Annotated in this window: 18 protein-coding genes and 1 pseudogene; 10 read left to right on the top strand and 9 right to left on the bottom strand. The window is 66.6% G+C overall.

The genetic code is table 11. The features are described from left to right. Positions 1-883 precede the first annotated feature (883 nt). From ABL840_RS20680 to ABL840_RS20670, 3 genes are read right to left on the bottom strand one after another with little or no spacing between them, the layout of a single operon-like run. A complete protein-coding gene (locus tag ABL840_RS20680; RefSeq protein ID WP_418115955.1) occupies positions 884-1,012 on the bottom strand; it encodes a helix-turn-helix domain-containing protein in 129 nt (42 codons plus the stop codon). Between the two features lie 21 nt (positions 1,013-1,033). Next, positions 1,034-1,774: a sigma 54-interacting transcriptional regulator gene (locus ABL840_RS20675; protein ID WP_418115954.1), complete on the bottom strand. Its 741-nt coding sequence runs from the start codon at positions 1,772-1,774 to the stop codon at positions 1,034-1,036. Continuing rightward, positions 1,657-2,646, bottom strand: a complete 990-nt coding sequence (locus ABL840_RS20670; RefSeq protein ID WP_418115953.1) for a XylR N-terminal domain-containing protein — start codon at positions 2,644-2,646, stop codon at positions 1,657-1,659. The genes ABL840_RS20675 and ABL840_RS20670 overlap by 118 nt, the downstream gene beginning before the upstream one ends. On the opposite strand from ABL840_RS20670, the pseudogene ABL840_RS20665 reads away from it, so the two are divergent. The 3 genes and pseudogenes from ABL840_RS20665 to ABL840_RS20655 form a co-directional block, all read left to right on the top strand. Further along, positions 2,609-3,016, top strand: a pseudogene (locus ABL840_RS20665) (zinc-binding dehydrogenase); the annotation flags it as partial. The gene ABL840_RS20670 and the pseudogene ABL840_RS20665 overlap by 38 nt on opposite strands. Then, positions 2,944-3,255, top strand: coding sequence for a zinc-binding dehydrogenase (locus ABL840_RS20660; protein WP_418116373.1), 312 nt, complete (start codon positions 2,944-2,946; stop codon positions 3,253-3,255). The pseudogene ABL840_RS20665 and the gene ABL840_RS20660, both read left to right, overlap by 73 nt. 38 nt (positions 3,256-3,293) lie before the next feature. Continuing rightward, positions 3,294-3,854: a VOC family protein gene (locus ABL840_RS20655; protein ID WP_093307735.1), complete on the top strand. Its 561-nt coding sequence runs from the start codon at positions 3,294-3,296 to the stop codon at positions 3,852-3,854. Positions 3,855-4,235: 381 nt separating this feature from the next. Here the strand turns inward: ABL840_RS20655 and ABL840_RS20650 are convergent, their stop codons facing one another. The 5 genes from ABL840_RS20650 to ABL840_RS20630 all read right to left on the bottom strand — a co-directional run bounded on the left by ABL840_RS20650 (position 4,236) and on the right by ABL840_RS20630 (position 8,392). After that, the gene (locus tag ABL840_RS20650) at positions 4,236-4,865 is read right to left on the bottom strand and encodes an SGNH/GDSL hydrolase family protein (protein WP_176947672.1); all 630 of its coding nucleotides are present in this window, start codon (positions 4,863-4,865) and stop codon (positions 4,236-4,238) included. Positions 4,866-5,075: 210 nt separating this feature from the next. After that, positions 5,076-5,615 carry a hypothetical protein gene (locus ABL840_RS20645; RefSeq protein ID WP_093307731.1) on the bottom strand — a complete coding sequence of 180 codons (540 nt, stop codon included), beginning with the start codon at positions 5,613-5,615 and terminating at the stop codon, positions 5,076-5,078. Positions 5,616-5,646: 31 nt separating this feature from the next. Next, positions 5,647-5,919: a YXWGXW repeat-containing protein gene (locus ABL840_RS20640; protein WP_176947671.1), complete on the bottom strand. Its 273-nt coding sequence runs from the start codon at positions 5,917-5,919 to the stop codon at positions 5,647-5,649. Positions 5,920-6,632: 713 nt separating this feature from the next. Further along, a complete protein-coding gene (locus ABL840_RS20635) occupies positions 6,633-7,691 on the bottom strand; it encodes a HAMP domain-containing sensor histidine kinase (protein WP_093307727.1) in 1,059 nt (352 codons plus the stop codon). A gap of 2 nt (positions 7,692-7,693) precedes the next feature. After that, a complete protein-coding gene (locus ABL840_RS20630) occupies positions 7,694-8,392 on the bottom strand; it encodes a response regulator transcription factor (RefSeq protein WP_093307725.1) in 699 nt (232 codons plus the stop codon). 155 nt (positions 8,393-8,547) lie between these two features. Here ABL840_RS20630 and ABL840_RS20625 point away from each other — a divergent pair, with 155 nt between their 5' ends. The 4 genes from ABL840_RS20625 (at position 8,548) to ABL840_RS20610 (ending at position 15,069) form a co-directional block, all read left to right on the top strand. After that, positions 8,548-10,017, top strand: a complete 1,470-nt coding sequence (locus ABL840_RS20625; RefSeq protein ID WP_093307724.1) for an efflux transporter outer membrane subunit — start codon at positions 8,548-8,550, stop codon at positions 10,015-10,017. Next, a complete protein-coding gene (locus ABL840_RS20620) occupies positions 10,014-11,162 on the top strand; it encodes an efflux RND transporter periplasmic adaptor subunit (protein WP_176947670.1) in 1,149 nt (382 codons plus the stop codon). The genes ABL840_RS20625 and ABL840_RS20620 overlap by 4 nt, the downstream gene beginning before the upstream one ends. Next, positions 11,159-14,257: an efflux RND transporter permease subunit gene (locus tag ABL840_RS20615; protein WP_093307722.1), complete on the top strand. Its 3,099-nt coding sequence runs from the start codon at positions 11,159-11,161 to the stop codon at positions 14,255-14,257. Before ABL840_RS20620 ends, ABL840_RS20615 begins: the two co-directional genes overlap by 4 nt. An 80-nt stretch (positions 14,258-14,337) precedes the next feature. After that, complete coding sequence (locus ABL840_RS20610) at positions 14,338-15,069, top strand: response regulator (protein ID WP_093307720.1); 732 nt, start codon at positions 14,338-14,340, stop codon at positions 15,067-15,069. 383 nt (positions 15,070-15,452) lie between these two features. Here ABL840_RS20610 and ABL840_RS20605 read toward each other — a convergent pair whose 3' ends face one another. Next, the gene (locus ABL840_RS20605) at positions 15,453-15,905 is read right to left on the bottom strand and encodes a DUF3617 domain-containing protein (protein ID WP_093307718.1); all 453 of its coding nucleotides are present in this window, start codon (positions 15,903-15,905) and stop codon (positions 15,453-15,455) included. A 413-nt stretch (positions 15,906-16,318) separates the two neighbouring features. Here ABL840_RS20605 and ABL840_RS20600 point away from each other — a divergent pair, with 413 nt between their 5' ends. The 3 genes from ABL840_RS20600 (at position 16,319) to ABL840_RS20590 (ending at position 18,388) form a co-directional block, all read left to right on the top strand. Further along, positions 16,319-16,780, top strand: a complete 462-nt coding sequence (locus tag ABL840_RS20600) for a hypothetical protein (protein ID WP_418115952.1) — start codon at positions 16,319-16,321, stop codon at positions 16,778-16,780. A gap of 220 nt (positions 16,781-17,000) precedes the next feature. Continuing rightward, the gene (locus ABL840_RS20595; RefSeq protein WP_093307714.1) at positions 17,001-17,462 is read left to right on the top strand and encodes a hypothetical protein; all 462 of its coding nucleotides are present in this window, start codon (positions 17,001-17,003) and stop codon (positions 17,460-17,462) included. A gap of 2 nt (positions 17,463-17,464) precedes the next feature. After that, positions 17,465-18,388 carry a DUF2145 domain-containing protein gene (locus ABL840_RS20590; protein ID WP_093429413.1) on the top strand — a complete coding sequence of 308 codons (924 nt, stop codon included), beginning with the start codon at positions 17,465-17,467 and terminating at the stop codon, positions 18,386-18,388. The last annotated feature ends 43 nt before the right edge of the window (positions 18,389-18,431 follow it).

The following is an 18,431-nucleotide window of genomic DNA, read 5'->3' as shown; positions in this document are numbered from 1 at the left end:
GTGAACCTCCCGCCGGACAAATGACGCCGCCCTTGTCGTCAGTGGGTTCCCGACTTCCGATATTTTCGCGTTGGGCCCATCTGAGACATTCATCTTTCTTGGAAGCGGTCCGTGGTGTGCTGTCTGGAGCCGCAAAGATGACACAAGACACATTGTCCTTTTCCCGCGGCGGGATCTGCGCAAAACCATCGAGCGTTGCGGCGACGCGCGTGAGCGTGCGAGCCATGTAGTCGAGCGTGGCTCTGGCAACACCATCGTCCAGCGACGACAGGAGTGTGGCGCTCTCGGCTTCGCGAAGCTGGAACCGGGCCCCGGGCGCTTCCCGGAACTGCAGCAGCCAGGCCTTTTTCCGCCGCTGCCCATGCATTCGCCTGGACCGTGGGTGGCTCCGTGCTGGAGAGCCAAGACTCGGCCTCCTTCCAATTCATCGTCGGAAAGCCTTCGTGGTCGACCAGGTGCTGACGAGACGGAAATCAGGCAGCCTGTCAGCGGAGATTGTGGTGGGAGGCGAAAGGCTTTGCTGGACGCTTTGTTCGAGGCCACTGGAGGGTGGTCGATCAGGCTGTTCTACCGAACAGGGTACGCAGGAAATTCTCCTTCCATCCGGTTTGCCGAAGAACCCCCCGAGGGCGAGGCAGACATTCACCACCGGAGGCAACACAGGTAGGCCCAGTAGAACAGGGATGCGCATACAAAAAGTACCCACCATGCAACTCGTGATCTGGAACTGGCCATCGAAAGCTTTCGATGCTTTGCCGAGCATCCTGACTTGAGGTCCATGCGGGGGGCGCCGCAAGCGGTGCTGACTGGACCCGAGCGATCTCCGTGTCCATGAGACGGACATTGACAGGCTTGAGCCTCGTCGGGAGGATTCCTTTGGTGGTCAGCTCGTGATGCCGCGCTTGCGTGCGCGGTAGGCCAGTTGGGGACGCGTGATGCCCAGCGCACGCGCTGCGGCAGAGAGGTTTCCCCCGTTTTGTGTCAGCGCGCGGCGTATCAGTGTCTCTTCCACCTGTCCCAGCGAACCGGCCTCTTAATGATCCGGCATGGCGCGGCTTGCGGGCCCGGCCTGGGAGAGAAGCGTGCCGCCGGTGCCGGCAAGGCGACCATCCGATCGGACCGACAGCACGTTCTTGTCCAGTGCCTCGCCACTCGTGAACAGATGATGCACTTCCAGCAGGCTTCCTTCGGGCGCGACGATCACGGCGCGCTCGATCAGGTTCTGCAGCTCGCGGATGTTGCCGGGGTAGTCGTAGTTCAGCAGCGCCTTGACCGCGGCCTGCGTGAAGCCCGAAACCTGCCGCGCGTGCTTGCGGCCATAGTGCTGCAGGAAATGGCTCATCAGAAGAGGCACGTCGTCGCGGAATCGGCCTTCGCGCACGGCCTGGCGCAGATCGACATTGGTGGCCGCGATGACGCGCGTGTCGACCCGAATGCTGCGCGTGCCGCCCACGCGCTCGACTTCGCACTCCTGCAGCGTGCGAAGCAGCTTGCCCTGGGCCGCGTAGCTCAGTGTGCCGATCTCGTCCAGGAACAATGTGCCGCCATGGGCGCGCTCGAAGCGCCCCGGCCGGGACGCGCCTGCGCCGGTGTAGGCCCCAGGCTCCACGCCGAACAGCCCCGACTCGATCAGCGTCTCCGGAATGGCCGCGCAATTCACCGCGACGAAGGGTTTGTCACGTCGCGCGCTGATGCTGCGCAGTATGCTGGCGAACTTCTCCTTGCCGACGCCGGACTCGCTGGTGAAAAGCACCGTGGCCGTGGTCGGCGCCACGCGATGCAAGAGATGGCAGGCCGCGTTGAAGGCGGCGGAGGCGCCCACCATCGCGTCGTTCTTGCGCTGCGCTGCGCTGCGGGCAGCTGCGCCGCCTGCGGCGCCGACCCGCCGTTCTGCGGTGAGCCGACGAAGTCCCGCGCTCGCAGGTAGCGCATGTCCTCTTCCACGTCGTCCCAACGCTCCGCGGATTTACCGATCACACGGCAGTGGCTTTCGCCCATCGAGCGGCAGGCGACCTCGCGGAACACCACCAGGCGCCCGAACAGCGTGCTGACGTACCCGGTGGCATAGCCCACCTGCATCCAACAGGCCGGCGAACCACCGATGCCGTATGCCGCGATGTGCTCGTCGTCCTCGCTCGAGTGGTGCCAGATGAACTCGCCCTCGTAGTCCGAGGTCTCGGGGTCGTAGCGTGCGTGCACCAGTTCGACCTTCACCACGCCCTCCAGGGCATGCAGGCGTGTGCCGGCCATGGCGGCCGCGGCTGGCTCGGCCTGCGGCCAGTGCGCGCGCACCAGCTGCGCGTCGCGTGCGCCGCTGACGTAGCCGCGCGTGAACAGACCCCGGGCCTTCTCCTGGCCCAGGCTGTCGATCAGCTCGCGCCGCAGCGATCCCAGCGCCTCGGTGTGCAGCAGCACCATGCGCTGGTCCTGCAGCCAGATGCGTCCGTCACCAGGCGAGAAGAACAGGCATTCGCTGATGTCGGCGATCGTCGGGTGCTCTTCGCTGCCCACGTAGGAGGCCTCGAAGCGCCCCAGCGCGCGTGCCACTTCGGCGCCGTCGAAACGCCCCAGCGCGGCGCCGGTGGCACGCGCCACATCGGCGAGCGAGATGCGCTGCGGGACCGGCGACGCGGTGAGCCTGGGCAACTTCCAGCTCGCGATCGCACTGCTCGCGAGCAATGGCAATCTGCCGGCGCAGACCATCCTCGTACCGGGTGCCGCAGGCGGCGTCGCGACCGCGCTGGCGCAGGTCGCGCGTGCGCGCGGGCTGCGCGTGATCGGCACGGCTTCTTCCGAGCAAAAGCGCGCCTTCGCGCTGGAGAACGGCGTGAGCGAGGTCATCGACGGCGATCCGGCGACGCTACCCGAACGCGTGATGGCGCTGACCGACGGACGCGGCGCCGACCTCGCGTTCGACCACGTCGGCGGGGCGCTTTTCATCGCCTGCCTGCGATCGCTCGCGCCCTTCGGCATGGCGGTGTCCTACAACATCCTCTCGGGCCCGCCCGCGAACGACGTCTTCGACGAACTGCGCAAGCTGCTGGGCCGGAGCCTGGCGATCCGCACTTTCTCGATCCACACCGTCGACAGCGATGTAGCGCAGCGCGTGGGTTGATGGAGGACGCCATCGCGCTGATGGCGGCAGGGAAGGTGCGTGCGCCGCGCGCCACCCGCATGCCGCTGGCCGAGGCGCGGCGCGCGCACGAGCTGCTGGACCGCGGTGGCTCGCTCGGCAAGCTCGTCCTGGCTCCTTGAATCCACCCGCATCCCACCGAATTCAGCCCGAGGCCATCGTGAGCGCACCCTACATTCCCAATCTGTCGCACTGCGGCATCTTCTGCCGCGATCTGGTCGTGATGAAGCGCTTCTATACGGGCGTGTTCGACATGCAGGAAACCGACCGAGGCATCGGCGGTACCTTCCGCTACGAACTCGTGTTCCTGAGTGGGCGCGATGACCAGCATCACCAACTGGTGCTGGCTGGAGGTCGTGCCGCGAACGCGCCCAGCACCGTGATGCAGCTCTCGTTCAAGGTCAAGACCATCGACCACTTGCGCGAAGCGCGCGGCCGCGCGCTGTCGCTGGGTGCGACGAAGATGCGTGGCCTGAACCACGGCAACGCGCTGTCCATCTACTGCATGGACCCGGAGGACAACACGGTGGAGGTGTACCTTGACACGCCGTGGTACGTCAGCCAGCCGCACGGCGATCCGCTGGATCTCGACGAGGCCGACGAGGCGATCTGGGCCCAGACCGAGCGCGTGGTGCGCTCGGACCCCAGCTTCATGCCGGCGGAAGAGTGGGCCGCCCGCTTCGCCCGACGCAGCGAGGCACTGCGTGCTGCGCGGCGCTGAGCACACGACGGGGGCCTGGAGTGCGGGCTTCCTGCCCCTGCGGGAGCAGTGAGCAAGTCCCCTGCGCTGTGGAGGTTGGTGGCTTCATGCCGGATGCAGGCACCGAAGCGCGGCCGGCATGGATGGTGTGACGCGTGGACCGGCCGATGATGACGGTCGCAGTTCAACGACAAGTGCCTTCGACGCAGGCACCGTGTGTGATGTCCATGGGCTGGCTGCATCAGATCGCTCGAGCGTGCTAAAGAGGTGCGAGAGCGGCGTTGAGGACGGCCTGGCGCCTCATGGGGTGGTCAACGAGTTCAAGGAGGCCTGGCCACGGAGTTCAGGCAGGCCGGTCAGGGGATCCGAAGGACCGCATCTGCCGACGTCAGCGATGCCGCTTCACACGCATTCGGGTGCGAGCCGGTCGAGGACTTCGACAATGCTTTTCACCAGCCGGTCCGAGTATGGCTTCGAGGGATGCAGCACGTCCTCCATTTCTTGGGGCGTGAATCTCACGGCATCCCAATCGGCAAAGGGAACGCGCAAGTCGGAGGCCAGTCGACGGATGGATTGATTCGCCGCAGTCCGCCCGGGAATCGACACCGGCTGCCGGGAAAGTCCCGTCAGGATGGGTTCCCGGCCTTCGCGGCGAACGGTCTCGATCATCGAGCGCAACGAAACTTCGAGTGGAAGACGCTGCATCGTGTCATTGATCCCGTGCTCGATGACGACAAAGCGCCCTGTCCGGGGTTCGCTTCCAAATGTCTTTGCCCGCAGGGTGGCCGTCTCGCCATTGAGCGAGAAGTCCTGCACGGCATAGCGGGGCCGCAGGCGCTTCAGCGTGGCCGCGGGTGGCTCGGCCAGGCGAAGGTTGCCCTTGTAGCCGCCATGCATGATCGAGTCGCCGTAGAGATCGACGCTGCAGACGGCAGCTTCGGCGGGTGTCTTCGTGGACGATGGCGACGAGGGCGCAGCGACGGAGGCCGTGGGAGCGGGGATGCTGTCCTTGACGGGGACATCGGTTCGCATGGAGCACGCTGCAAGTCCGAGCAATCCCACGATTGCGGCAGCACTCCTGCGATGACATGGAAATCGGAGATGGCTTGGCATCGTCCTACTGTCGTAGGGCGATGCGTTAAGCGATGTCTGCCTGTGTCAAGATATGCAAAGATCCGGCCGCCCTTCGTCCACGGGCGGCATTCCGCCAGGTGAAGGTCATGGGGCCGGCCATGAGATGGGTCATGCGCGCCGTGGGACTTCTTCCGCGTTGCGGGCACGGGGCTGCATGGCCCGCAGGCGTTGCCACATGCCGACCAGAATGGATCGACCGGACGCAGGTTCCCTGGGGGGGGCCTGTTCCTCTTCCAGCCACCGCGCGAATGCTTCCCTGCCGCTGCCCGACCAGTGCAGATGCACGCTGCGCATGTCCGCAGTTGAGCGCATGGCATTGCGCTCGAGCGTCCATGGGTAGAACTCCTTAAAGCCGCGCCGGAACAGGATCTCCAGAATCCAGTGGGATTGGTAGTCGGCCCGGCCATGCAGGACGAAGCTGCCGTCGGCCGCGAGAATCTTCGCGTCGAGCACCTGATACGTGTGCTCGAGAAGGCTCCGCTTCGGGTCGAGCTCGATGGCATTCCATTGCCTGACGTAGCGTCCATGCATCCCGAACAGGGCCTGCCTCGTGGCGACGTCGTCCAGTACCGTGCCGAACTCGGCGCAGGACCACCGCTGGCCGTCGGGAGGCTGCCCGCCTATCCAGTAGTCGCTCGATCCGTGCATGGCGGTTCCTTCCGCGCACACCCTGCCGCCGTCAGCGACGCGTCCAGCCGCCGGGACTCAGGCGCCAGCCCCGGCCATCCCGCACCCAGGCCGGCGAGCGGTACCTGTAGCCCGGGCGTGCCGTTTCCCATCGGCCGGGCACCCATTCATGGCGGCCATCGGCCCAGCCCCAGTAGCCGCGGATCCACATGGCGCCGGCAAACGGCGGCGGCGGTAGGGCCTCCTCATAGGGGGCTGGCGGTGGCACGTCGATGATGACGGCGCCTTGGTTGTAGTAGGGCGGCGGCGCCGGGGGCGCAACCACGGGCGGGGGAACGGGTGCGAGCGGAACGGGTGGGGGGGGAGGCAAAGGGTGCCGAACCGGTGGAGGCGGGATCGGAGCGAGCGGGACAGGCGGCGGCGGGACCGGCGCGAACGGATCGGGCCCGACCGGGACGGGTTGCGCGGCGGCGCCTGCGGACAGAAGCAGCCACAGGGCCAATGTGACAACTGCAAGCAGGATGGCCGACAGCGTTTGCGGGGCAGCGACGCCGCTGGGGCGTCGGGCTTGCTCAGGCGTGAATGGCATGGACAGGTCTCTGGAAGGGGGCAGAAAGGCAAACATGGATCGAGTGATCGGCCTCCGGCATGGGCGCCTGGGGTCGAACGCAGGACGGGCGCATCAAGGCCGAGGCATCGGTCCCGGCAGAGGTCCTGGTACCAGCGGAACCGGCGCCGGTGGTGCCAGCAGGACGGGAGCAGGCACTGGCACCGGTGGGGGAAGGGGCGCCAGGGGCACACAAGCTGACAGAAGCAGCACAGACAGAGAGAACGCGACCGTGGCTGCAAGCCTCAGGTCAAGAAGTGGCGTTTTGTTGGGCATGAAGGCATCCGTTGATCGCTCAAGTGCAACGTGGCTGCCCTCAGCCAGTCTGCTCAAGCGTTCAAGGATCGTAGGAGCGCTGCACGTTCACCACGGTTCAGCGACGTTAAGCAGGGTAAAAATCAACGTCGGCCTTGCCCCGACGCTTCAGTTCATCACCCGCGTGCTGGCAGTGTCAGCGTCACGACGAGACCGCCCCCTTCGCGCAAGGTGGCTTCCACGCTGCCTCCATGCAGCAGCATCGATCGGCGTGCGATCGCGAGGCCCAGGCCGGTGCCGCGCACCGATTCACTGCCTTCGACCCGCGTGAAGGGCTCGAAGATCGCCTGCAGCATCTCCGGCGGCACGCCGGGGCCGCGATCCCGCACGGTGGTGACGAGCGCCTCGGCTCCTTCGTCGATGACCGCCTCCACGCCGATCTCGCTGCCCGCCGGACTGAACTTCAGCGCATTGCGGATGACGTTCTCGAACGCCCTGTAGAGAAGCTCGCCGTGTGCCTCGATCACGAAGCTGCCCGGCGCATCGAGCTGCAGCGTCCGTTGCGATGCGTGGGCCTCGAAGCCGGCATCGTCGGCGATGGCCTGCAGCAGCTCGATGACGTCGACGCGCTGCCGCGGTGCGCCGGCGGAGCCCGCGTCCAGCCGATGCAGCGTCAGCAATTCCTCGATCAGCATGTCCAGGCGTTCGCTCTCGCGTTCGATGCGCTCGATCATCACGGCCGTCTGCGATGGATCCTGGCGCAGCAGGCCGATCGCGGCCTGCAGGCGGGTCAACGGCGAACGCAATTCGTGCGAGATGTCGTGCATCAGCGCGCGGTTGGCCTGCGCCAACTGCTCGATCCGCACAGCCATGCGATCGAAGTCGAGCGCGAGGTCGGCGATCTCGTCGCGCCGGCCGCTCATCAGCGGTTCGACCCGGGTGTCCAGCCGGCCCTCGGCAAAACGATCGAGGGCCCAGCTCAGGTGGCGCAGGGGACGCGAAAGGTACCACGCGAACACGAGGCTGATGAACAGCACCGCGATGACGGCCGACAAGAACGGAACTATCGGGATCGGACCCCACATCGCCATCCCTTCAGGTGGCGGTGGCGCATGGCCAGTGAGCTGCATATAGCCCACCGTTCCGCCGATGGCCAGCACCATGCACATGACGATCGCGAGCAGCAGCTTCCAGAAGAGGCGGCCAGGTCCATCGCGGCGGCGTCGTGGCGCCATGGCTAGTCTTCCAGCAGCTGATAGCCTCTGCCGCGCACACTCTGGATCCACGACTGGCCGTCCGAGCGCGTGCCGAGCTTCTGGCGGATGCTGCTGATATGCACGTCGATGCGACGGTCGAAGCGCGCCAGGGGCCTGCCGAAGGCCTGCTGCGAGATGGCGTCCTTGCTGACGAGTTGTCCGGCATGACGCGCCAATACGTCGAGCAGGCTGAACTCGGTGCCTGTCAGTTCCAGCGGCTTGCCGCACCACAACGCACGTCGACTGCTGGGCCACAGCGTGAGCTCCCCCACTTGCAGCATCCGTGTATTGACCTGTTGTGTACTGGCCGGCTCCCGCACCCCGGTGCGGCGCAGGATCGCGCGGATGCGCGCGGCCAGCTCGGCGGGCGTGCAGGGCTTGGGCACATAGTCGTCCGCACCCATGTCGAGGCCGACGATGCGGTCGATGTTTTCGCCTCGCGCCGTGAGCATCAGCACGGGCACCTGGCTGGTGGCGCGAATGCGGCGCAGCGTCTCCACGCCCGACATGCGCGGCATCATGATGTCGAGGACGACGATCGCGTATGCGCCGCGGACCGCCTCGGCGGCGCCACTCTCGCCGTCTTGCACTGCATTGACGTCGAAACCTTCGCGCGCAAGATAGAGCGACAGCATCTCAGTAAGGGCGATGTCGTCATCGACAAGAAGTACGCGAGGCATGGGACGGTCGTGAATAGGACTTGCAGTATCGCGCCGTTTGATGGCCCGGCGCGCATCGGTGCCTGGACTTTTACCCAGCTTAACGTCTCTGAACCGAGGTGAACAGAGGGCGTTCCTAAGATTCGCGCCTTCTCACTCGCGTTACGCATCTTCCCTTGGCAACCCGTCTTTTCACCGTCCTCGTGCTGGGTGCTGCAAGCCTCGTGCTTGCAGCATGCGCCACCAGGCGTACCTACTCCGAGCCGGTGCTCGAAACTCCTCCTGCCTGGCAGGCCGTGCTGCCGCATGGCGGCAGCGTCGGCGCGATGCGCGACTGGTGGCGGCAGTTCGACGACCCCGTCGTTGCGCAGCTGACCGCGATCGCGGAAAGCGACAGTCCAAGCCTCGTGAAGGCGTGGGCCGCCATTGAAAAGGCGCGTGCCACGCTCACCACCTCTCAGGCGAGCGGCTTGCCGAGCCTCGACGGCAGCGCATCGGTCACCCGCGCGCGGCAGCAGTCGGTATCGGGCGCACTGGCAACGACGACGACACGCAGCGCGGGCCTCGATGCGGCGTGGGAGATCGACCTGTTCGGCAAAGTGCGAAACAACATCGAGGCGGCTGAGGCCCGCGCCGGCGCACGCGTGGCCGATTGGCACGATGCCCGTGTGTCACTCGCGGCGGAGGTGGTCGACACCTATGTGCAGTACCGTGGTTGCGAGCTGCTCGTCGATGCCTACGAGCGCGAGCGGGTCTCGACGGCAAAGACCGAGCGGGCAACGGCCGTCGCGGTGCGCGCGGGCTTCAGTTCGGAGTCCGATGCTGCGCTGGCGCGCGCCAGCCTGGCGAGCACGACTTCGACGCTGTTGTCGCAGCGCGCCCAGTGCGATCTGCTCGTCAAGTCTCTTGTCGATCTGACGGGGCGCGACGAGCAGATGCTGCGCTCGTTGCTGTCCAGCGGCAAGACCGGCGATGGAACCGGCAGCGGCCGCCTGCCCCTGCCGGCCGGACTGGAGGTCCAAAGCGTGCCTGCCAATGTGCTGCGGCAGCGGCCTGACCTTGCATCGCTGGAACGGGAGCTGGCCGCGAGCAGCGCGGAGATCGGCGTGGCGCAGGCCGACCTGTACCCGAGCCTGTCGCTCTCGGGATCGATCTCCGTCTCGGCGACGCCGGGCGCTTCGGCGCTCACGACATGGTCGCTCGGTCCCTCGCTTTCGATACCGCTGTTCGACGGGGGAAAGCGCCGCGCCGCCGTCGTCACCGCGCGTGCCAACTACCAGACGGCACTCGCCAACTACCGGCAGGGCGTGCGCACCGCGGTGAAGGAGGTCGAGCGTTCGCTGGTCAACCTGGACAGCACCGCGCGCCGCGTCGATGAGGCGCAGCGCGCGGCCGACGACTACCGCCGCTACTTCCAGGCCACCGAGACGAACTGGCGTGCGGGCCTCGAGAGTCTGCTGACCTTGGAGGAGGCGCGGCGGTCGGCCCTGTCGGCCGAGATCAGCCTGATCACGCTGCAGCGCGACCGCGTCGAATACTGGATCTCCCTCTACAAGGCACTCGGCGGAGGCTGGCAGGCGGGTGCGTCCGCGTTGCCCGCATCGCAAACCGGCGGGCCGGTGGAAGCATCGAAATCAAACTCATGAAGACTCTGCTCTCGAATAGAAAATTCCGCATCTGCGCAGGTGTGCTGGCCGTGGCGCTGGCGGTCGGTGCCGTCGCTTGGCTCGAACGTCCCAAGACGGCGTCCACCGCACCGACGGCGGACGCAAAGGCCCCGAGCGTGCTGACCGTCAGCGTGGTCGCGCCGAAGACCGAGAACTGGCCCGACGTCGTGCAGGCCAGCGGCCAGCTCGCTGCCTGGCAGGAGATCATCGTCAGCCCCGAGACCGGCGGACTGCGCATCGCCGAACTCTCGGTGGACGTGGGGGCGAAGGTCAAGCGCGGCGATCTGCTCGCGCGGCTGGCCAGCGAGAGCCTGCAGGCCGATCAGCGCAAGCAGCAGGCCGCCGTCGCGCAGGCACGCGCGTCGCTGGAGCAGGCAGTCTCGAACCTGCGGCGCGCGAAGATGGTCGAAGAAAGCGGATCGCTGTCGGCGCAGAAGGTGGAGGACTACCGCATCAGCGAGGCGACGTCGCGCGCGTCGCTTGCGTCTGCGGAGGCCGAGCTCGACAGCATCCAGCTGAAGCTGCGGCAGACCCGCATCGTCGCCGTCGACGATGGCGTCGTGTCGTCGAAGTCCGCGGTGCTCGGCAACGTCGTCAGCGCGGGTGCCGAAATGTTCCGCATGGTGCGCCAGGGCCGCATCGAGTGGCGTCCGGAGCTCGATGCGCGCCAGGTGTCGAGCCTGCGCACAGGTCAGAGCGTGCGGGTGACATTGCCTGACGGTGAGCTGGCCAGAGGGCGCGTGCGGTTGGTCGGCCCGACGCTCAGCACGAGCACCGGCCGTGCGACGGTCTACGTCAGCCTCCAGGCGAACAGTCCGGCGCGGCTCGGCACGTTCGTGAACGGGGTCATCGAGCTCGACCCCCGCGCGGCGCAGACGCTTCCGCAGACGGCCGTGACCTTGCGCGACGGCCGCGCCTATGTCTACCTGCTGGGCGCCGGGGGCAAGGTCAGCAGCCGCCCGGTGACGACCGGCCGCAGACAGGACGGCCGCGTGGAGGTGGAGGGCCTGCCCCCCGATGCGCGCGTGGTCGCCGAAGGCGGGGCCTTCCTGTCCGAGGGGGCGCAGGTGACCGTGGTCCAGTCGACGGAAACGCACGGCGCGGCGCAGGAGGCGGCGCGATGAACTTCTCTTCGTGGTCGATCCGCAATCCGGTGCCGGCGCTGCTGCTCTTCGCGCTGCTCACCGTGCTGGGACTCATCGGCTTCCGGCAGCTGCAGATCCAGGACTTTCCGGACATGGATCTGCCGACGGTGCAGATCGCAGCGACGCTGGAGGGCGCCGCACCCTCGCAGCTCGAAACCGAGGTCGCGCGCAAGATCGAGGACAAGCTGGCCTCGCTCAGCCGGCTGGACCACGTCACGACGACGATCACGGACGGCTCGGTGTCCATCAGCGTCAGTTTCGAGATCGACAAGAACGGCGAGGAGGCCCTGAGCGAGGTGCGCAACGCCGTGGACAGCGTGCGCGCCGAGCTGCCGTCGAGCATGGCCTCGCCGACGGTGTCGAAGCTCACGACGGCGGGCTCGGCCTTCCTGACCTACACGATCGCATCGGACAAGCTCGACGAGCAGGACCTGTCCTGGTTCGTCGACAACGACGTCACGAAGGCGTTGCTGGCCGTGAAGGGGGTGGCGTCGGTCGCCCGCGTCGGCGGCCTGGACCGCGAGGTGCATGTCGATCTCGACCCCACGCTGATGGCAGGCCTCGGCGTCACGCCCTCGGACGTGTCGGGCAGGCTGAAGTCGACGCAGAAGGAGAGCTCCGGGGGGCAGGGTGACATCGGCGGCCAGCGGCAGTCGACGCGCATGATCGCGACCGTCGGCACCCCGGCCGATATCGCTGCGATCACCGTGCCGCTCGCGGATGGCCGCTACGTGAGGCTGGACCAGATCGCGCGCATCAGCGACGCTCGCGCCGACCCCACGACGCTCGCGTTCATCGACGGTCGCCCTGTCATCGGCTTCCAGGTGACGCGGTCGCGCGGTTACTCTGACGTCGGTGTGGCGAACGCCGTGCGCACTGCGGTCGGCAGCTTTGGGCAGGCACACCCCGAGGTCAGCATCGCAGAGGCGAGCAACACGGTCGCGCCGATCGAAGACAACTACGAGGGCTCGATGCACCTGCTGATCGAGGGCGCGCTGCTCGCGATCGTCGTTGTCTGGTGGTTCCTGCGCGACTGGCGTGCGACCTTCATCTCGGCGACCGCCTTGCCGCTGTCGATCATTCCGACCTTCGGCTTCATGGCGCTGGCGGGCTATTCGCTCAACACGATCACGCTGCTGTCGCTGTCGCTGGTCGTGGGCGTCCTGGTCGACGACGCGATTGTCGAGATCGAGAACATCGAGCGCCACCTGCGTATGGGCAAGACGCCCTACCAGGCGGCGATGGAAGCGGCCGACGAGATCGGCCTGGCGGTCATCGCCACCACCTTCACGCTGGTCGCGGTGTTCCTGCCGACGGCATTCATGAGCGGCATCCCGGGGAAGTTCTTCCGCCAGTTCGGCGTGACCGCATCGGTCGCGGTGCTGGTTTCGCTGCTCGTCGCGCGGCTGCTGACGCCGATGATGGCCGCCTACCTGATGAAGCCGGTGAAGGCGGGGGCGCACGGCGATGCCGATGGTCCGCTGATGACGCGCTACCTGGGCTGGGTGCGCAAGACCTTGTCGAATCGCGGTGCCGTCGTGGCTGCCACGGTGTTCTTCTTCATCGCCACGGCCGGTGTTGCAACCCGCCTGTCCACTGCCTTCATGCCGGCGCAGGACAAAGCCCAGAGCGTCGTGACGATCAAGCTGGCACCCGGCAGCACGCTGGAGATGACTGCGGCGGCGAGTCGCCGTGCCGCAGAGCTGCTGGGCACGCTGCCCGAGGTGCGCGGCGTCTTCATCTCCGCCGGCACCGCGACAACTTCGGGAGGACCCGTGATGTCATCTTCGGCAGACCTGACGAGTGCGACGTTGACAGTCAATCTTGTTCCACGTGGCGAGCGTCAACTCAAGCAGTCGGGCGTGGAAGCAAAGATGCGTGAGTTGCTGCAAGCGATCCCCGGCGTACGTGTTTCGGTCGGCGGTGGCAACAGCGGCGAAGCACTGCAGATCACGCTTGCCAGCGACGATCCGCAGGCATTGACGCGCGCTGCCGAGCAGGCCGAGGCGCAGCTTCGCACGCTCAAGGGCATCGGCAACGTCACGTCGAGTGCCGCGCTGCAGCGCCCGGAGATCCAGGTGCGCCCCGACAGCGCGCGCGCGGCCTCGCTGGGCGTCACCTCGGAGTCGCTTGGCGACGCGGTGCGGCTGGCAACCTACGGCGACTACTCGACGGTCCTACCGAAGCTGAACCTGCCGCAGCGCCAGATCGCGATCCGCGTGCGCATGGACCCGGCGCTGCGCGGCGACCTCGGCACCGTCGCCAACCTGCGCGTGCCGGGCAGCAACGGCAGCGTGAGCCTGGGCTCGGTGGCCGAGGTCACGCTCGGCAGCGGACCCTCGCAGATCGATCGCCTCGACCGCTCGCGCAACATCACGCTGACCGTAGAGCTCAATGGCCGCGCGATCGGTGACGTGCGCCTCGAGGCGATGCAGCTACCAGCGCTGCGCGCCCTGCCTGCTGGCGTTCGCAGCGTCGACCAGGGCGACGTGCAGCGCATGAGCGAACTGTTCCAGAGCTTCGGTACCGCCATGGCGATCGGCATCTTCTGCATCTACGCGGTGCTGGTGCTGCTGTTCCACGACTTCCTGCAGCCCGGCACGATCCTGTCGGCCCTGCCGCTGGCGCTGGTCGGCGCGCTGTTCTCGCTGTGGCTGACGCACCAGGCGTTCTCGATGCCGGTGGTCATCGGCGTCCTGATGCTGATGGGCATCGTGACGAAGAACTCGATCCTGCTCGTCGAGTACGCGATCCTGGCGCGGCGAGAGCGCGGCCTCGGGCGCTTCGAGGCGCTGATCGACGCCTGCCACAAGCGGGCGCGGCCCATCGTGATGACCACCATCGCCATGGGGGCGGGCATGCTGCCCAACGCCCTCGGCCTCGGGGCGGAGCCCAGCTTCCGTCAGCCGATGGCCATCGTGGTCATCGGCGGCCTCTTGACCTCGACGGTGTTGAGCCTGCTCGTCGTGCCGGTCGTCTTCACCTTCGTCGACGACTTGCTGCAGGTGCTTCGGCGCGCCATCGCGCGCCGGGAACCGGATGTGCCTGCACGCGATTCGGTCACCGAGAGCTGAGCGGCCCGGCCCATGCAGTCGCTTGCAACGCAAGAAGATGCCGGTGGCATCGCGGACCGATGAGCAAGGAAGCTTCACCGATGGAATTCGGGCGCCCGGATCATCTCTTCGTGGTGGAGGGCGACGTCGCGTTCAGGGACATGCTCTGCTGCTACCTCGAGGAGCAGGGCGTCGCGAGCACGCCCATGGCAAGCGCCGAGGAGATGCTGCGTCGCATCCACCGCGTGCGCCCCGACCTGATCGTGCTGAACGCACGGCTTCCGAGAATGTCGGGGCTCGATGCCTGCCGCCGCTTGCGGGCGGACGGCGACAAGGTGCCCATCATCTTCCTCACGCCTCGCGACGAGGAGATCGACCGGCTGCTCGGCCTGGAGATGGGCGCGGATGACTGCCTGAGCAAACCGTTCTCCGCGCGCGAACTCGTCGCTCGGGTGCGGGCCGTGCTGCGGCGCACCGCGTTCACGCCGGGTGCGCCGCTCGCGACGGGCGCCTCGATCCCGATTGGAGCCTGCGTGTTCCAGGTCGGGCAGCGCAGTTTGGACTGCGGTGGCGAAATTCGCGTGCTCAGTACGGTCGAGTACGCGATGCTTGCCGAGTTGGCCACTAACGCCGGCGTTCCGATCTCTCGGGAGCGGCTGCTGGCCGTGTCGCATGGGCGCGAGCAAAAGGTCTCTCTGCGCGCGGTGGATGCCGCGATGGTTCGCCTGCGCCGGGCGCTGGAGCCCGATCCGGCCCATCCACGGTACATCCAGACCGTACGCAAGCACGGGTATGTTTTCGTGCCTGACGGGATCGGCAGACGAGCCATCTGAGCATCGGGTGCCGGATGCCGAACCGGATGCCCCTCATGGCCGATCGCCGGTGTCGGTCCCTTGTTCGGGGCTGGTGAGGTTCTCGCCGCCACGCGGCCGACCTGAAACAACGGCGCCAAGAGTTGGCACGCCCGATCGCCGTTCTTGACAGCGGGGAGGCCTTGCCAAGGTCGATGCGGCCTGGGCGTTTTGGCCGCTTGCGTTCCTTGTCGTGAGCAGTGCGGGCCCGCGGCGGCGATGGATGGCGGCCCGTGATCATGGCCGGATCCACTGAGCCGGCTCGGCGGACGGATCATCACAGTCCGATGATGCGAGGCGCGCGGGGGGCCGCCCCGTGGCTGCCTTCGCAGCCGAAGGCGGACTGCCCCTCCTGCGCAAGGCGACTAGGTGCAATCTCCCAGCCGGCGCGCCTTCACGGTGTGCTGGATCGTGCGGGTGCCGAGGAACTTCATTTCCAGCGTTTCCTGCAGGCTTACCTGGTCGGGCTGCGTTGTTGCGCTTCCGGCCCCGGTCATCGTCGGACTTTCGCAGGTCGATGTCCACGAAGAGGTAGGACCTTCGCGCCGAACCTGGGAGTACTCGCATTTTGGGGGCGGCTTCGAGGCGTCGTCCGAGGGCTGAGGCGCGGCCTCCATCAGCGCCTTCTCCGGGACGGCGCCGAGCGCTGCCGCCGAAAGGCACGTGGTTCGAACACGCTCCGAGGAATCGCCGAAGGGCAACCCCTTGAAGGAGCCCGTCAATTCCCACTGACCGGGCCTTACGGCCACCTGCGCGAACGTGCTCGCATGCATCGCCATTGCGAGCCAGAAGACCAGTCGCGCTTTCGCTATCGCCATGAATCACTCCTTGAATGAAAGGAGGTCCAGCTTAAGACGCTGCACAAGCGAAGGCGATGGTGAAGCATGACGAAATGTGATGCGAAGGAGGCGCGCGTCACGTGACGTCACTTGCGCGAGTGATGTGTTTGGCGGATGCGACGTCCGTCGGTGGGGTGCCCGGTCCGGTCCCCGTGCACAAGCGTGCGGTGTCTGGCATCCGGATCGCCGTTCTCCTGCTTCGCCGAGGCCATCTTTTACCTTGGTTAACGCTGCCGAACGCTGATGAACAGAAGCGTTCCTAAGTTGCCCTGGAGCAGCTGAGCAGCTCGTTGGATCACTGGCATCGGTGTTGAGATCAGCACCGAAAACAGACGATCCCCGCAGCGACGATCTGCCTGCGGCGCCGTATTCCCTCTATCAACAAAAGCATCATGAATTGTTTCTCTCGACTGGTGGCATTGACCTCGATTTCCATCGCCTCGCTCCTGGCAGGCTGCGCAACGGATGTGCAAACAACCCCGAAGGCTCTGCCAAAAAGCGTGCCCGGCATCGCCGTCACGACGGATTGCGGGAAATGTGAAGTGCCCGTGGAGGTCACAGAGTTGATCCGCACCGGCTATGCCGTGGCGGCAGCGAAAGCGGGTGTTCCGATCGCCAACGACAAGCAGATCACCTTGACGATCAAGGACTACTCGGAGCGCAGCATGGTGGTGCGATTCGGCTCGGTGGTTGCGGGGCCGCTGGCCTTTGCGTTGAAGGATGAGATCAAGGCTGTTGCAGTGGTCGATGGGAAGCGATCACCGCTGGAGTACAACCACCGCAACCCCTTCCAGGGCATCAAGTCCGTTGCCGAGAAGATGGGTGAGCTGAGTTTCGAGACCGTCACCAGATGACCCGCTCGCGCGTGTTCGAAAGCGGGCGCCGAGCAGCCGGCCGTCCGGCTGCAATGACGAAATTCATCATCGCGTCATCGTGCAAGCCGCTGGCGATACGGCCCGGCCGCGCAAGACCTGCGTCAAGTGCAGTGCACCTTCCTGCGGTGCCCGTCGAACCGGGCCCGGTCTCTTCCGTGCGAAGAGGCCTCGTTCTCTCTTTTCACAACCGGAGCATTCCATGACCTTTCCTCACCTTTTCCGCGTTGCAGGCAGCGCAGCATTGCTCGTCGCGGCTTTCAGTGCCCACGCGGGCAGCTTCCCCTCGTCCGCGGCCTCCAGTGCCGGGTCTGCGTCGAGCGGCAGCGTGTCCGACTCACTGCGCGGGTCGAGCAGGAGCTCGTTCGACGGCGGCAAGGTGGCCGAGGGCGACTACCGCATCACGGAGATCGCACAGGCCGGTGACCGTGAGGGCTTCACACGTGTCGCAATGCAGAGCGACAGCGACGCGCAGCGGCGCTTCGTGCTCGAACTGCCGCAGGCCACGTTCGCGAAGGAGCGCCTGGGGCTCGGCGACCTCGTGCATGCACAACAGCGCGCCTACGGCACCGCCTTCGCACGTGGCGACTCGCGCGAGGCGTTCTACCTGGTGCTCGCCGACGACTGGTACGGCGGACTGGCGGCGCGTCCCGTGAGTCTCTGACCATGTCTTGGGTCTTCCTTTGCCGGCTTGCGCTGACGGGTTTCGTGGTGATCTGCACCTTCACGGCACGCGTTGCGGACGCGGCCCCTGCATCCTTGCAGTTGTGCGATCGCGTGACCCCGCTCGACGCCAGTCAACAGGATCGCGTGCTACGCTTTGCCGCCGTCTTGCAGGAAGCCTTGTCACAGACCGGTAGCGACACGGTGCTGATCAGTCGCTCCGGCCTCGATCTTTCTCGCTTTCGCATCCGCTACTCCCACGCCGCCATCGCCTGGAAAGGCGCGGACGGCACCTGGCTCGCGCGGCAGCTGTACTACGCCTGCGACGAAGGGCACCCGCGCCTCTACGACCAGGGCCTGGCCGGTTTCGTCATGGGCATCGACGACCCGGCGCTGGGCTACGTCTCCATCGTGTCGCTGCCCTCAGAAGCGGCACGGGCTCTGCGCAATGCGGCGCTCGACACGCCGCGCGCCCTGCACCTGCTTGCCGCGCGCTACAGCGCCAATGCCTATCCGTTCAGCCTGCGCTACCAGAACTGCAACCAGTGGGTCATGGAGCTGCTCGCGGTCGCGTGGGGCAAGTTGCCCGACGGGGACGACCTGCGCGAGCGCGCCCAGCAATGGCTGCGCGACGTGCCCTACAGGCCAGAGCCTGTCGATGTCGGTTCGCACGCACTCGTCTTCGCGTCGAACTTCGTGCCGCTGCTGCACCTGGACGACCACCCTGTGGACGACATCTATGCGCTGAAGCTGCGCGTCAGCCTGCCGTCGACCGTGGAAGCCTTCGTGCGGGAACAGCAACGCGCCGGGACCGAGCGCATCGAGCTGTGTCACGACGGCGGGCAGGTCGTGGTGCACCGCGGCTGGGAGCCTGTTCCTGCAGGCTGCCGGCCCGCAGCGAGCGATCGCATCGTTCTTCTCGACTGAAGCCAACAAGGGCAAACGACAAGCAATGAAAAACCTTTTCTCC

It is taken from the genome of Variovorax sp. NFACC27, assembly GCF_048301545.1.
Taxonomy (GTDB): domain Bacteria; phylum Pseudomonadota; class Gammaproteobacteria; order Burkholderiales; family Burkholderiaceae_C; genus Variovorax; species Variovorax gossypii.
Note: the sequence above shows the minus strand (reverse complement) of the source record. Positions and strands in the feature narration are given on the sequence as shown.

Excerpts from the sequence above, each read along its gene's own strand:
- ABL840_RS20610 (WP_093307720.1), top strand. The coding sequence starts at position 14,338 with ATGGAATTCGGGCGCCCGGATCATCTCTTCGTGGTGGAGGGCGACGTC.
- ABL840_RS20645 (WP_093307731.1), bottom strand. The coding sequence starts at position 5,615 with ATGCACGGATCGAGCGACTACTGGATAGGCGGGCAGCCTCCCGACGGC.
- ABL840_RS20650 (WP_176947672.1), bottom strand. The coding sequence starts at position 4,865 with ATGCGAACCGATGTCCCCGTCAAGGACAGCATCCCCGCTCCCACGGCC.
- ABL840_RS20605 (WP_093307718.1), bottom strand. The coding sequence starts at position 15,905 with ATGGCGATAGCGAAAGCGCGACTGGTCTTCTGGCTCGCAATGGCGATG.
- ABL840_RS20595 (WP_093307714.1), top strand. The coding sequence starts at position 17,001 with ATGACCTTTCCTCACCTTTTCCGCGTTGCAGGCAGCGCAGCATTGCTC.
- ABL840_RS20615 (WP_093307722.1), top strand. The coding sequence starts at position 11,159 with ATGAACTTCTCTTCGTGGTCGATCCGCAATCCGGTGCCGGCGCTGCTG.
- ABL840_RS20590 (WP_093429413.1), top strand. The coding sequence starts at position 17,465 with ATGTCTTGGGTCTTCCTTTGCCGGCTTGCGCTGACGGGTTTCGTGGTG.
- ABL840_RS20630 (WP_093307725.1), bottom strand. The coding sequence starts at position 8,392 with ATGCCTCGCGTACTTCTTGTCGATGACGACATCGCCCTTACTGAGATG.
- ABL840_RS20635 (WP_093307727.1), bottom strand. The coding sequence starts at position 7,691 with ATGGCGCCACGACGCCGCCGCGATGGACCTGGCCGCCTCTTCTGGAAG.
- ABL840_RS20600 (WP_418115952.1), top strand. The coding sequence starts at position 16,319 with ATGAATTGTTTCTCTCGACTGGTGGCATTGACCTCGATTTCCATCGCC.
- ABL840_RS20620 (WP_176947670.1), top strand. The coding sequence starts at position 10,014 with ATGAAGACTCTGCTCTCGAATAGAAAATTCCGCATCTGCGCAGGTGTG.